We start from the raw sequence: 13739 nt of genomic DNA, 5'->3' as shown, positions 1-13739 counted from the left end.
TGCGGCAGATCAATTGAAACGGTCTTACTTTTCTTCGGGGGGCGGCAGGAAGCAGGCTTCGACGATTTGCAGGTCGTTATCCTTGGCAAATTCGCGCACGAAGTGAAACGCCATCGGCTCGATCTCGCGCAGCTTGGTGTTGACCACCACCGACTTGACGCCATTGACGACGGTCGGGCGCACGTAGGGCGAATACTGGAGGTGCGCATTGCGCCCGCCGCCTTCGGGATTGAAACAGGACATCACTCCACAAAGGCGCTCGGCCCAATCGCTGGGTCGAAATTGCTTGCCATTGCTGGTGAGACCAAGGATGAAGAACTCGTCTGAGAGTTCCCCTGTTTTTTGAGATAACTCGGCCATGTGGCTTGTCGGGACTGGATTGCGTGAATGGCCCCGGCGGGTAAGCCGGGCTGGTAATTCAACTACGTTTGCTGCGGTAAGCCAGTATTATATCTTATAGAAGACTTGGGTTCTACCTCGATCTGCCCTGACGCTGCAAACAGGGGCCGGCACGCGTAACGCGCCAGCCCCTATTTTAACCTTGTTCCGCGCGCAAGGCGCATGGATGGCGCGTGTGCGCCCGCGTCAGCCGAGGAAAACGGCGCCCGACATCAACAGCAGCAGCAGCATCCACAGCAGCAAGGCGCGCCAGACCAGCCCGACCGTGCTCTGCAAGGCGCGCGCCCCCGGCTCTTCGCCGGGCAGGATATCGCTTTCGCTGTCGCTGTCATCGACGGCCATGTCGGGGGTCACCAGCACACGGGCCGCCGTTTCCGCTGGCGTGCCCAGGCGCACGCCCATGGCGCCGCCGCCGGCCGTCAGGATGATGCCGATGGCCTCGTCCTGCCAGCGCTGGGCGAAATTGCGCCAGGCGTAGATGGCATCCTCGAAATTGCCGACCACGGCAAACGCCACGGCCGTCAAGCGCACGGGAATCCAGTCGATCCAGTAAAAGGCGCGCGCGGCGAACTGGCCGAACGCTTCATTGCGCATGTGCTCGGGCTCGTTCCAGGCGCGCGCCAGGTATTCGGCAACGCGGTACATCACGGCGCAGGCAGGGCCCAGCGGCATCAGGAACCAGAAAAAGACGCCAAATACATTGCGATGCGTGGTGATCAGGGCTTTTTCCACGGCGATGCGGGCGATTTCACTCGTTTCCATGCCCACCGTGTCGAGCTTGGTCCAGTCGGCCAGCAAAGTACGCGCAGACGCCTCGTCGCCGGCGCTCAGGGCCAGCTGGATGGAGGTGAAGTAATGGCTGTAGTGACGAAAACCCAGGGTCAGATAGACGATGAGGACGTTCCAGACGAAGACCAGGGGGGTCAGTTGGTAATACCGCAAGAGCCAGTACACGCCTGCCGTCGGCACCATCAGCACGCCGATCATGAGGAACCAGCCCATGCGGCCATGGTTGGCGTGGCCGGCATTGAACCAGGTCTCCATGCGCATTGCCAGGCTCTTGATTTCGGCGTAGATCGGATTGTCCGCGCGCAAAGGTTTGAGCTGCTCGATCAGCAATGCGCAAAGTATGGAGAGAAATGTCATCAAACGTCCTTTTTGTCTTTTTCAGCAATACCGCAATGCCCGCTACGATAGCGCAGTGCCGTGCTGGAATCAAACTTATTACGTGCGCGGCACCATTTTACGCGCGCAAGAGGTGAAACAGATTGCGCAGCATGCCGGCCGTCGCGCCCCAAATGTAGAAGCGCTCGTAGGGCATGGCGTAGAACGAGCGCCGTCCGCCTGGCAATTCCACCGACAGGCGCTGGTGGTTGAGGCCATCCATCAGGAAAGCCAGTGGCACTTCGAAGATTTCCGCCACCTCGGACGGGTCGGCGCGCAGTTCGAACGGCGGCGTCACCAGGCCCACCACGGGCGTGACCTGATAGCCGGTGCCCGTCAGGTAGTCGGGCAGGCGGCCCAGCACTTCGATGTGCTCGCGCGCCAGGCCGACTTCTTCCTGCGTTTCGCGCAGGGCCGTGGCGATGGGCGACGCATCGAAGGCTTCGCTGCGCCCGCCAGGAAAGCTGACCTGGCCCGCATGGCTGCTCAGATGGTCCGTGCGCATGGTCAGCAAGATGGTCAAGCCCTGCGGTCGCTGCACCAGTGGAATGAGCACGGCGGCGCGCACGGGCACGGCGCGGGCGGACAGGAAATCCTGGGTAATCTCGGGCTGCCAGTCGGGCTGTTCGGCCAGGCGCTGGCGCAGCCAGTCCGGCGTCAGGCGCACGGCGTCCAGCGCCGCCTCGCCGGCGATCGAATCGATGGCTAATTGTTGTGGATCAAATGCGATGGTGGCCATGCAGCTTGTCCCATAGACAATTCAGAATAAAAAAGGGGCGCCGAGAGGCACCCCTTTTCCCAACGCAGACGCTGATATTACGCGCTTGCTTTCGCCACAACGCGGCGATTTGGCAATTTTTCTTTGATACGCGCCGATTTACCCGAACGCTCACGCAGATAGTACAGCTTGGCGCGGCGAACATCACCACGGCGTTTCACTTCGATCGAAGCGATCAGCGGCGAGTACAGTTGGAACGTACGCTCGACGCCTTCGCCGGACGAGATCTTGCGAACGATGAAGTTCGAGTTCAGGCCACGGTTACGACGGGAGATAACGACGCCTTCGTAAGCCTGGGCGCGCTTGCGCGTACCTTCGACTACGTTGACGCTGACGATAACGGTATCGCCTGGTGCGAATTCAGGAATGGTTTTACCCAGACGAGCAATTTCTTCCTGCTCTAATTGTTGAATCAAGTCCATTTTTAACACTCCGAAAACCATCATGCCGGCGCACTGTGGATAGCAAGTATCCGCCCGGTAGAGGATGGGTAAGACAATTTGGGCAACATGCCCGGCACTACTGGTCACCCTGCCGGCCGTCCGGAGACGGCTTACAGGCTGGCCAAGAATTTTTCGTCGGTCTTGCTGAGCAAGCCGGCGGCGCGCGCACTGACCAGCAGGTCAGGCCGCTTCGTCGCGGTCGCTTCCAGCATGCGCTGGCGGCGCCACTTGACGATCTCGGCATGATTGCCGCCCATCAAGACGGGCGGCACGGCCATGCCTTCATATGTTTCCGGCCGCGTGTAGTGCGGCGAATCAAGCAAGCCATTGACGAAGCTGTCCTCGATGGCCGATGCCTCGGTGTTCAAGACACCCGGCAACAGGCGGATCACCGCATCCATCAGCGCCATGGCGGGCAATTCGCCGCCCGACAGGACAAAGTCGCCGACGCTGATTTCTTCGTCGACGCAACGGTCCAGCAAACGCTGGTCCACGGCTTCATAGCGGCCACACAGGATCACCAAACCAGGTTCGGCTTTCAGCTGCGTGACGCGCTCGTGCATCAACGGACGGCCTTGCGGCGACATGAACACCACGCGGGGCGCCGCCAGGCCGAGTTCGGCTTGGCGTTGCTTTGCGGCATTAATTGTCGCTTCGAGGGGACGCGCCATCATCACCATGCCGGGGCCGCCGCCATACGGGCGGTCATCCACGGTACGGTGATTGTCGGTGGTGAAATCACGGGGATTCCACAGCGACAAGCCACATTTCCCCTGCTCGAAGGCGCGCCGGGTCACACCCGACTGCGTCAGCGCGGCAAACATTTCCGGGAACAGGGTCACGACATCAAATTGCATCGTTCACCATCCTGCAATGTTTGCCCGGCGCAAAATTATGCGCAGGCGGTTTAATAATCGAGGCCCCAGTCGACCGTGATCTTGTTGGCGGTCTTGTCAACGTTAATGACAAACTGACCAACAAACGGGATCAGGCGCTCAGGCGCCTTTTCAACGGTCTCATCGGCAGTGGCGACGGGCGTAACGCGCAAGATCGACTGCGGACCATTGCTCATCATGTCGTGCACTGTGCCGAGGCACTCGCCTTGCAAATTCTCGACTGTCAGTCCGATCAGATCGGACCAATAAAATTCATCGGCCGTCAGCGTCGGGAAATGGCTACGCGGAATTTGCACAGAGACGCCTTTCAGCGCTTCTGCGGCATCCCGCCCGACCACACCCACCAGCTGGGCCACGACGTCGCCGCCGTGTAACTTCGCTTGCCTGACTTCAACATCATGCAAGGTCGGTTTATCAAACCACCAGGTTTTAACGCTTAATAATGCATCCGCGTCGTCGGAGAAAGGAGTGATCCTGACCCCGCCAGCAATGCCATAAGCACCGGAGACATAGCCTACCTGTACCAGGTCATCGGGGACTTTCACCCCGGATGCAGTCTTGACCGTCAAACCAGTGATCTAATTAAGCTGCTGCTTTGTTGTTGCTGGCAACCAGGCGAGCAACGGTTGGCGACAATTGTGCGCCAACGCCTTGCCAGTAGGCCAGACGGTCTGCGGTGATACGCAGTGGAACTTCGCCACCTTGCGCCATCGGGTTGTAAAAACCGATACGCTCAATGAAGCGACCATCGCGGCGATTGCGCGAATCTGTAGCGACGATGTTGAAGAACGGGCGCTTCTTGGCGCCTCCACGAGCTAAACGAATAACGACCATAATATTTCCAAAAAGTGTGCTGAGGCGGAAAAAGCCGCAAATTATAGCGCGCTTTACCGCCAGGCAGCAAGCGTTATGATGACGGGCGTGTAATTTGGGCTAATCAAACATTATGACCAGTCATGGCCGAAGACGCAATAGGCGTCTGCGCCTATCGTGCCGGCCATGGCTTGAAATCACGCGAAATCATTGCATAAACGCCACAGGAAAGTGCTATCGTTGTGCGAGACAATGGCCGATACTGGCAATCTATACCGATGAGCAACTCTGGAGTCCCATGACCACCGCCACCATTTTGCAACAGTCGCACAAGAACAAGGCCTTCACGACACTGCTGGCCTTCCTGCTGGGCATGCTGGGCGCGCACCGCTTCTACCTGCATGGCGCCAAAGACCGCTGGGGCTGGCTCCACCTGGCCGCCCTGCCCGCCGCCTTGCTGCTGCGCCAACTGCTTCCCGAGGCCGACTGGTTTTACCAGATATTGCCGCTGACCCTGTCCGCCCTGGTCGGCTTCCTGGAGGCGCTGGTGCTGGGCTTGATGCCGGACGACAAATGGGACGCGCGCTACAACGCCGCCTCGGGCCGCCTGTCGGACACGGGCTGGCCCCTGGCCGTGGTGCTGGTCGCTACCTTGATGCTAGGCGCGGGCGTGCTGATCGCCACCATGGCGCGCCTGTTCGACTTGCTGTACACGGGCGGCGCCTACGGTTAATTTCAGTTTAAAAACAACATCAAATCACTTGCATCAGGCCCACATGTAAGTGTTGGTAAGCAATCATGATTTTCCCCTATACTGCATTCACAATGCCAACATTACTGGCACATTCCACACCCCCTAGGAGAAGATCATGATTCGTCGCCCACTCATCCTCGCAGTCGCCATCACGGCCCTGTTCAGCACCTCCGCCTTCGCGCAAAACCTGTCGCCGAAGGCGCAGTACACCTACGATACGAAACAGGCCAGCACGCGCTATGCGGACGACAAGAAATTGTGCACAGAAGAAACCAGCTCAAAAGCCCGCATGCAATGCCTGCGCGACGCCAAGAGCGAATACGACCAGGCCATCATCAACGCCAAGGCCGCACAGAAAGCGGGCAATTCCTACGCCAGCCAGCCTTCCAAGCAGCCACAACACCAGATCTGCGCCGATTGCGGCAAGGTGCTGGCAGTCAACGTCACTGAAAAAGCGGGCGAAGGCGGCGCCCTGGGCATGATAGGCGGCGGCGTGGCCGGCGCCCTGCTGGGCCGCCAGGTGGGCGGCGGACGCGGCAAGGACCTGGCCACCCTGGCCGCCGCCGCTGGCGGCGCCTATGCAGGCAAGCAAGTCGAAGGCCACATGAAAAACAGCAAGGTGTGGACCGTCACCGTGCAGTATGAGACGGGCGCCAAGGCGGATTTTGCGTTTGACCAGGATCCAGGGCTGCAGTCGGGGGATTTGGTGCGCAATTCCGGCAATGGCATCGCCAGAAGGTAAGCTGAACCCAAAAGCAAGGACTGGGGTCGGACCCTGAGGGTCCGACCCCAGCATTTGCAGTTGGGTTGGTTAAGCTTAAAACTGCTCTTCCGACAAGGCCATCACACCGGCGCTGCCATCGATGATGGTGGCGCGCAAGCCCGGTGCCTGCGACAGGATGTGGTCGGCAAAGAAGCGCGCAGTGGCGATTTTTGCCTTGTAGAACGAGGCGTCGCCGCCGCCCTCTCCCAGCCTTTGCTGTGCCACCACGGCCGCGCGCGCCATTTGCCAGCCGCCCAGCACGATGCCGGCCAGCTTCAGGTACGGCACGCTGCCCGCGAACACGGCCTTGATGTCCGTCTTCATGTTCGCCACCACATACTCCACCACCGCTTCCAGCGCGGCGCTGCCTTCGGCCAGGTGGCGCTGCATGGCCTGGAAATCGGCACCGGTCAGCTCGCCCAGCTGGGCTTCCGTGGCGCGCACCTGGGCGATGATGGCTTTCGCCACGGCGCCGCCGTCGCGCACCGTCTTGCGGCCCACGAGGTCGTTCGCCTGGATGGCCGTCGTGCCTTCGTAAATGGTGAGAATCTTGGCGTCGCGGTAATGCTGGGCGGCGCCTGTTTCTTCAATGAAACCCATGCCGCCATGCACTTGCACGCCGTCGCGCGTGACATCCTGCGACATTTCCGTGGCCCAACCCTTGATGACGGGCACCAGGTATTCATAGGTGGCCAGGCTTTCCGCGCGCACTTCGGCATCAGGATGGTGGTGCGCCACGTCGCTGATGGCCGCGCCCACGTAGGCCAGCGCGCGCGCCGCCTCCGTCTGCGAGCGCATCGACATCAGCATGCGGCGCACGTCCGGGTGGTGGATGATGGACACCGGACCGGCGGAACCGGCCAGGTCGCGCGACTGCACGCGGTCCTTGGCGAACGCCACGGCCTGCTGGTAGGCGCGCTCGGCCAGACCGATGCCTTGCAAGCCCACGCCGAAGCGGGCCGCGTTCATCATGATGAACATGTATTCGAGACCGCGGTTTTCCTCGCCCACCAGGGTGCCGATGGCGCCGCCATGGTCGCCGAACTGCAGCACGGCCGTCGGGCTGGCCTTGATGCCCAGCTTGTGCTCGATCGACACGCAATGCGCGTCGTTGCGCTCGCCCAGGCTGCCGTCGGCGTTGACGAGGAATTTCGGCACGATGAACAGCGAAATGCCTTTCACGCCAGCGGGCGCGTCCGGCGTGCGCGCCAGCACCAGGTGGACGATGTTTTCCGCCATGTCGTGCTCGCCGTAGGTGATAAAAATCTTCGTGCCGAAGACTTTATAGGTACCGTCGCCCTGCGGCACGGCGCGCGTGCGCACGGCCGCCAGGTCGGACCCCGCTTGCGGCTCCGTCAGGTTCATGGTGCCCGTCCACTTGCCGGACACCAGGTTTTCCAGGTAGACCGCCTTTTGCTCGTCGCTGCCGGCCGTCAGCAGCGCTTCGATGGCGCCATCCGACAGCAGGGCGACCAAAGCGAACGAGATGCTGGCCGAGTTGAGCATTTCGATGCACGGTGTCGCCAGCAGCTTCGGTAAACCCTGGCCGCCGAACTGCGTCGGATGCTGCACGCCCTGCCAGCCCGCTTCGCCATACGCCTTGAAGGCTTCCTTGAAGCCCTTTGACGTCGTGACCTGGCCGTCGTGCCAGAAACTCGGCTCCTTGTCGCTGGGCCAGTTCAGGGGGGCCACCACGGCGCCGCAGAATTTGGCGTTCTCTTCCAGCACGGCTTCGGCCGTGTCGGGCGTCGCGTCTTCGCAGCCAGGCAAAGTGTGGATTTCGGCGAGGCCGGCCAGTTCGTTCATGACGAACAACATGTCTTTCAGCGGGGCTTGATAGCTCATCTATTTCTCCAAGAAAAAAGCCACGCACGGCTCGCCGTGTGGGGCGGGCCGGCGTGGCTCTGTCAGTAACAAAACCGGAAGGGGTGTGACTTAACCCAGTTCTTTGACCAGTTGCGGCACGATCTCGAACAGATCGCCCACGATGCCGTAGTCGGCCACGGCAAAGATCGGCGCTTCCGGATCCTTGTTGATGGCGACGATGGTTTTCGAGTCTTTCATGCCGGCCAGATGCTGGATCGCGCCCGAGATACCGACGGCGATGTACAGCGATGGCGCGACGATCTTGCCCGTCTGGCCCACTTGCCAGTCGTTCGGCACGAAGCCGGCGTCAACGGCGGCGCGCGAAGCACCCATGGCGGCGCCCAGCTTGTCGGCCAGCGGTTCCAGGATGTGGAAGTTCTCGGCCGAACCCATGCCACGGCCACCGGACACGATGATTTTCGCGGCGGTCAGTTCAGGACGGTCGGACTTGGCCAGTTCGCGGCCCACGAAAGTGGACTTGCCATTGTCGCCAACGGCGGCGACGGTTTCGGTGGCAGCCGAACCGCCGGTGGCAGCGGCGGCGTCGAAACCGGTGGTGCGCACGGTGATGACCTTGACCTTGTCGCCAGATTGCACGGTGGCAATGGCGTTACCGGCGTAGATCGGGCGCTCGAACGTGTCAGGCGAATCGACCTTGGTGATTTCCGAGATTTGCGCCACGTCCAGCTTGGCAGCGACGCGCGGCAGAATGTTCTTGCCGTAAGCGGTGGCTGGCGCCAGGATGTGGCTGTAGTTGCCGGCGATGGCCAGCACTTGCTCGGCCACGTTTTCGGCCAGGCCGTCGGCGAAATAGGGCGCGTCGGCCACGATGACTTTCGTCACGCCGGCGATTTGCGCTGCGGCAGCGGCGGCAGCCGAGGCGTTCGAACCTGCGACCAGTACGTGCACGTCGCCGCCGCACTGGGCGGCCGCGGTCACGGTGTGGTGGGTGCTACCCTTTAAGGTAGCGTTGTCGTGTTCAGCAATAACTAATGCGACCATGATGATTCCTAGTAATGTGCAAGTGCCGGGGGTCGGACCTTCCAGGTCTGACCCCAGTTTTTGTCTTGGGGTATGTTTAAATAACCTTGGCTTCGGTACGCAGCTTGGCGACCAAGGTGGCAACGTCCGGGACCTTGATGCCGGCCGAGCGCTTGGCTGGCTCGACGACTTTCAGGGTCTTCAGGCGTGGCGCGACATCGATGCCCAGGTCTTCCGGCTTGACGGTCTCGAGCGGCTTTTTCTTGGCCTTCATGATGTTCGGCAAAGTCACATAGCGTGGCTCGTTCAGGCGCAGGTCGGTGGTGATGATCGCTGGCAAAGTCAATGCCAGGGTTTCCAGGCCGCCGTCAACTTCGCGCGTGACGGTGACTTTGCCGTCTTCCAGCACGACTTTCGAGGCGAACGTGGCTTGCGGCCAACCCAGCAGGGCAGCGAGCATCTGGCCCGTCTGGTTGCTGTCGTCATCGATGGCTTGCTTGCCCAGGATGATCAGTTGCGGCTGCTCTTTCTCGGCCAGGGCTTTCACCAGCTTGGCGACGGCCAGCGGTTCCAGTTCGGTCGTCGTTTCCACCAGGATGCCGCGGTCGGCGCCGATGGCCATGGCCGTGCGCAGGGTTTCCTGGCACTGCGTCACGCCGCAGGAGATGGCGACCACTTCCGTGACCTTGCCGGCTTCTTTCAGGCGCATCGCTTCTTCCAGAGCGATCTCATCGAAAGGGTTCATCGACATTTTGACGTTGGCGGTATCGACGCCAGTGCCGTCGCTCTTGACGCGGACTTTGACGTTATAGTCGACCACGCGTTTGACGGGTACCAAGACTTTCATAGCTATGCCTTTGGGAAATTATAAAAATGACGGATCAAGTGCTGATTGTGCGTTCGATTATAAGAGAAATTTGAATCCTGAACCGAATTTAAGCACGATCGTGCGATTTTTTGTTAGAGCAATCCATCTAAACTGTCCAGCTTCGGGGATTTCAGGGGAGTCTGCCGCTACGCTGCAGGGCAGCAAAAGGGCGCGAAAGTGACGCAAAAGCGCGGTACGGCAAGGTATCAAGCAGGCCGCGCCACGGCGGCCCCGGCTGGCAGAATTATTTGCGTTGCATCAGGAAGACGAATTCGGTACCCGTCTGCACATGCGACAGCAGGGCATTGCCCGTTTGCTTGGCGAAAGCCTGAAAGTCGCGCACGGAACCGGGATCGGTTGCCATGATGCGCAGCACTTCCCCGCTCTGCAGCTCTGACAAAGCCTTTTTCGCCTTCAGAATCGGCAACGGGCAATTCAAGCCGCGCGCGTCGAGTTCTTTGTGAAATTCCATAATCTCGGTATCAAGTAGTGTGTCGCTCATCATCAATATCCCACCATTGTTTTGTTGTACTGATTTTCGACATACTACTCTAAATCAGGGGCATTGACGCGCTGCACCAAAATAGTTCATCGGCTGTTGTGGGGTCACAACGGGATTCCACACGGCAAAACGGCCCGCAAACATCGTCTGCGGGCCGTTTTCAAGGGGCTATGGGGCGCAAACCCCGCATATCCTCTAGCTTACGCCTGTGTGGCACGTTCGCCGACCCAGGCCGGTACGCCGGCCAGGGCGTTCGCCAGGCCGCTCGGATCGGTGCCGCCCGCCTGCGCCATATCGGGGCGTCCGCCGCCTTTTCCGCCCACTTGCTGTGCAACGAAGTTCACCAGCTCGCCCGCTTTGACCCGGGAAGTCGCGTCGGCCGTGACGCCGGCGATCAGGCTGACCTTGCCGTCAGCCACGCTGGCCAGCACGATGGCGGCCGTTTTCAGCTTGTCCTTGAGCTTGTCCATGGTTTCGCGCAGACGGGCAACGTCGGCGCCGTCCAGCACGGCGGCCAGCACCTTGATGCCATTGACATCGACGGCTTGCGTGACCAGCTCATCGCCCTGGCCCGACGCCAGTTTCGATTTCAGCGCGGCCAGTTCCTTCTCCAGCGCCTTCACATGATCCTGCACCTGTCCGATACGGGCAGTCAGCTCTTCCGGCTGCGCCTTCAGCGCTTGCGCCGCTTCGACCAGGCGGCGGTTAATCGTTTGCACCAGCGCCAGCGCGCCCTCGCCCGTCACCGCTTCCACGCGGCGGATGCCGGCGGCCACGCCGCTTTCGGCGATGATCTTGAACAGGCCGATATCGCCCGTGCGCTGCACGTGGACGCCGCCGCACAGCTCTTTCGAGCTGCCGATGTCGAGCACGCGCACTTCGTCGCCGTATTTCTCGCCGAACAGGGCCATCGCGCCATGCTTGACGGCATCGTCAAACGACATCAAATGGGCTTGCGTGGCGCGGTTTTCCAGGATCTCTTTATTGACGATGGTTTCCACGGCGGCGATCTGTTCCGCCGTCATCGGCGCATGGTGGCTGAAGTCGAAACGGGTTTTGTCCGGATCGACCAGCGAGCCCTTTTGCGCCACGTGGCTGCCCAGCACTTCGCGCAAGGCCTTGTGCATCAAGTGCGTGGCCGAGTGGTTGCGGATGGTGCGCGCGCGCTTGGCCGTGTCGACTTGCGCCGAGACGGCGTCGCCCACGCTCAAGGTGCCCGATTCCAGCACGCCGTGGTGGCCGAACACGTCAGCCTGGATTTTCAGCGTGTCGCTGACGGCAAAGCTGCCGGCGCCCGCGGCGATCACGCCCTGGTCGCCCACCTGGCCGCCCGATTCCGCATAGAACGGCGTGGTGTCGAGCACGACGATGCCCGTGTCACCGGCTTTCAGTTCCTGCACCGGCGTGCCGGCCGCGTACAGCGCCACGACCTTGCTGCTGAACGTCAATTGATCGTAGCCGACGAATTTGTTTTTCTCGCCCGTGTACTCGACCTTGCTGTCCTTGTGCGTCTTGCCGCCCTTGCGCGACAGTTCCTGGCTTTCTTTCAGGGCCGCGTCGTAGCCCACCTGGTCGAACGTGATGTTGCGTTCGCGGCAGATGTCGGCCGTCAGGTCCGGCGGGAAGCCGTAGGTTTCGTACAAGGTAAAAGCGGTGGCGCCGTCGATGCCCGTGGCATCCTTGGCCAGCTGCGCTTCCAGCACTTTCATGCCCGTTTCCAGGGTTTCGCCGAAACGCTCTTCCTCGGCTTTCAGCATGTTGGCGACGTTGTCTTTCGCTTCTTCCAGCTCCGGATAGGCGCCGCCCATCTCGATGGCCAGGTCGGCCACCAGCTTGTAGAAGAACGGTTTCGTCTGGCCCAGCTTGTGGCCATGGCGCAGGGCGCGGCGGATGATGCGGCGCAAGACATACGCGCGGCCTTCGCTGCCCGGGATGATGCCGTCGACGATCATGAAGGCGGCGGCGCGGATGTGGTCGGCGATCACGCGCAGCGACTTGTTTTCCAGGTCCGTGGCGCCCGTTTCGCGCGCGGCGGCGCGGATCAAATGCTGGAACAGGTCGATTTCATAGTTCGAATGCACATGCTGCAGCACGGCGGCCAGGCGCTCCATGCCCATGCCCGTGTCGACGCACGGCTTCGGCAGCTTGTGCATGACGCCCGCTTCGTCGCGGTTGAACTGCATGAACACCAGATTCCAGATTTCAATGAAGCGGTCGCCATCTTCGTCCGGCGAGCCCGGCGGGCCGCCAGGAATGTCGGCGCCGTGGTCGTAGAAGATTTCCGTGCATGGACCGCATGGGCCCGTGTCAGCCATCTGCCAGAAATTGTCCGAAGCGTAGCGCGCACCCTTGTTGTCGCCGATGCGGATGATGCGCTCGGTTGGGACGCCGATTTCCTTCGCCCAGATGTCGTACGCTTCGTCATCCTCGATGTACACGGTGACCGTCAGCTTGTCAGCCGGCAAGCCATACACCTTGGTCAGCAGTTCCCACGCGTATTGAATCGCGTCGCGCTTGAAATAGTCGCCGAAGCTGAAGTTGCCCAGCATTTCAAAGAAAGTATGGTGGCGCGCCGTATAGCCGACGTTTTCCAGATCGTTGTGCTTGCCGCCAGCGCGCACGCAGCGCTGCACCGAGGTGGCGCGCGTGTACGGGCGGCTGTCCGTGCCCGTAAACACATCCTTGAATTGCACCATGCCGCTGTTCGTCAACAGCAAGGTCGGATCGTTGCCTGGCACCAGGGAGCTGGAACGGACGATGGAATGGCCCTTGGATTCGAAAAATTTGAGGAACTTGTCGCGGATTTCAGATGATTTCATGTTTTTTTGGCAAAAAGTGGCGGCAGCTTTAAAGGGAAGATTATACGTGATATGGGGTGCGGCAATGACGGCTGGCCAGGGCATTGTTGCGCCCGTGCCAACACGAAGGGCTGGACCGCTCAGGCCGGGTCGTGGCCGCTGGCGCAGGCGTGCACAGTGGTGGCAACGGCGGCTCTCCCCGCTGCGGCCGTGGCGCCGGCGGCGGCATTGCAATCGGCGCAGCGGCCGTACAGAGTCAATTCGTGGCGCTCGACGACAAAGCCTTGCGGCGCCATGCGTTTCAAGTCGCCCGGGCAATCATGCACGTCGAACACGCGCTGGCACGTGGTGCACTGGAAATGGTGGTGGTGGTGATTGGCGGCCGTGTTCGACTCATAGCGCGGGTTTTCGCCCGGCAAGGTCACCACGTGCACCTTTTCTTCCAGCACCAGCGATTTTAAATTGCGGTAAACGGTGGCGATGCCCAGCTGCGTCACCTGCAAGCTGGCCTGTTCGAGGATTTCCTGCGCCGACAGGGGGCGCTGGGCCGACTCGATGGCGGCTTGAATAGCGGTTTTTTGACGTGTTGTGCGTTCCATAGCCGACAGAATACACCATCCGCCTGCATCCACCGCCCGGAAAAACTGTCACACAGTAATGATAATGGGTTATCATTATCATCTTCTGGCAGCCAACCCATACGGCAATGGCCTG

Annotated in this window: 15 protein-coding genes; 2 read left to right on the top strand and 13 right to left on the bottom strand. The window is 60.9% G+C overall.

The genetic code is table 11. From position 1 onward, the window contains the following. Positions 1-24 precede the first annotated feature (24 nt). From K0F86_RS04655 to rpsP, 7 genes are all read right to left on the bottom strand, one after another. Positions 25-360 (bottom strand): DUF3579 domain-containing protein, encoded by a 336-nt coding sequence (locus K0F86_RS04655; protein WP_029496213.1) that lies wholly within the window; start codon positions 358-360, stop codon positions 25-27. 225 nt (positions 361-585) lie between these two features. After that, positions 586-1545 carry a CobD/CbiB family protein gene (locus K0F86_RS04650; RefSeq protein ID WP_219133195.1) on the bottom strand — a complete coding sequence of 320 codons (960 nt, stop codon included), beginning with the start codon at positions 1543-1545 and terminating at the stop codon, positions 586-588. 97 nt (positions 1546-1642) lie between these two features. Further along, a complete protein-coding gene (locus K0F86_RS04645; RefSeq protein WP_219133194.1) occupies positions 1643-2302 on the bottom strand; it encodes a CoA pyrophosphatase in 660 nt (219 codons plus the stop codon). A gap of 77 nt (positions 2303-2379) precedes the next feature. Further along, positions 2380-2763 carry a 50S ribosomal protein L19 gene (gene rplS, locus K0F86_RS04640; protein ID WP_010395528.1) on the bottom strand — a complete coding sequence of 128 codons (384 nt, stop codon included), beginning with the start codon at positions 2761-2763 and terminating at the stop codon, positions 2380-2382. A gap of 131 nt (positions 2764-2894) precedes the next feature. Further along, positions 2895-3641, bottom strand: a complete 747-nt coding sequence (gene trmD / locus K0F86_RS04635) for a tRNA (guanosine(37)-N1)-methyltransferase TrmD (protein WP_219133193.1) — start codon at positions 3639-3641, stop codon at positions 2895-2897. 50 nt (positions 3642-3691) lie between these two features. Then, on the bottom strand, positions 3692-4249 hold the full coding sequence (rimM, locus tag K0F86_RS04630; protein ID WP_257571985.1) for a ribosome maturation factor RimM: 558 nt from the start codon (positions 4247-4249) through the stop codon (positions 3692-3694). Between the two features lie 13 nt (positions 4250-4262). Beyond that, positions 4263-4514, bottom strand: a complete 252-nt coding sequence (gene rpsP / locus K0F86_RS04625; RefSeq protein WP_010395524.1) for a 30S ribosomal protein S16 — start codon at positions 4512-4514, stop codon at positions 4263-4265. A 277-nt stretch (positions 4515-4791) separates the two neighbouring features. Here rpsP and K0F86_RS04620 point away from each other — a divergent pair, with 277 nt between their 5' ends. Continuing rightward, on the top strand, positions 4792-5226 hold the full coding sequence (locus tag K0F86_RS04620) for an NINE protein (protein WP_219133192.1): 435 nt from the start codon (positions 4792-4794) through the stop codon (positions 5224-5226). Between the two features lie 136 nt (positions 5227-5362). After that, entirely contained in the window at positions 5363-5989 is a 627-nt protein-coding gene (locus K0F86_RS04615) for a hypothetical protein (protein ID WP_219133191.1), read from the top strand. Between the two features lie 75 nt (positions 5990-6064). On the opposite strand, the gene K0F86_RS04610 is transcribed toward K0F86_RS04615, so the two are convergent. The 6 genes from K0F86_RS04610 to K0F86_RS04585 all read right to left on the bottom strand — a co-directional run bounded on the left by K0F86_RS04610 (position 6065) and on the right by K0F86_RS04585 (position 13624). Continuing rightward, positions 6065-7855, bottom strand: coding sequence for an acyl-CoA dehydrogenase (locus K0F86_RS04610; RefSeq protein WP_219133190.1), 1791 nt, complete (start codon positions 7853-7855; stop codon positions 6065-6067). 90 nt (positions 7856-7945) lie between these two features. Then, positions 7946-8878 carry an electron transfer flavoprotein subunit alpha/FixB family protein gene (locus tag K0F86_RS04605; protein WP_131688382.1) on the bottom strand — a complete coding sequence of 311 codons (933 nt, stop codon included), beginning with the start codon at positions 8876-8878 and terminating at the stop codon, positions 7946-7948. Positions 8879-8954: 76 nt separating this feature from the next. Further along, positions 8955-9704, bottom strand: coding sequence for an electron transfer flavoprotein subunit beta/FixA family protein (locus tag K0F86_RS04600; RefSeq protein ID WP_219133189.1), 750 nt, complete (start codon positions 9702-9704; stop codon positions 8955-8957). Between the two features lie 265 nt (positions 9705-9969). Beyond that, complete coding sequence (locus tag K0F86_RS04595; protein WP_010395510.1) at positions 9970-10197, bottom strand: sulfurtransferase TusA family protein; 228 nt, start codon at positions 10195-10197, stop codon at positions 9970-9972. Positions 10198-10427: 230 nt separating this feature from the next. Continuing rightward, positions 10428-13046 (bottom strand): alanine--tRNA ligase, encoded by a 2619-nt coding sequence (gene alaS / locus K0F86_RS04590; RefSeq protein ID WP_219133188.1) that lies wholly within the window; start codon positions 13044-13046, stop codon positions 10428-10430. A gap of 119 nt (positions 13047-13165) precedes the next feature. After that, positions 13166-13624 carry a Fur family transcriptional regulator gene (locus K0F86_RS04585; RefSeq protein ID WP_219133187.1) on the bottom strand — a complete coding sequence of 153 codons (459 nt, stop codon included), beginning with the start codon at positions 13622-13624 and terminating at the stop codon, positions 13166-13168. Positions 13625-13739 lie beyond the last annotated feature (115 nt).

Source organism: Janthinobacterium sp. UMAB-60 (assembly GCF_900095235.1).
In the GTDB taxonomy this organism is placed as follows: Bacteria; Pseudomonadota; Gammaproteobacteria; order Burkholderiales; family Burkholderiaceae_D; genus Janthinobacterium.
The sequence above is the reverse complement of the archived record's forward strand: the minus strand, read 5'-3'. Positions and strand labels throughout refer to the sequence as shown.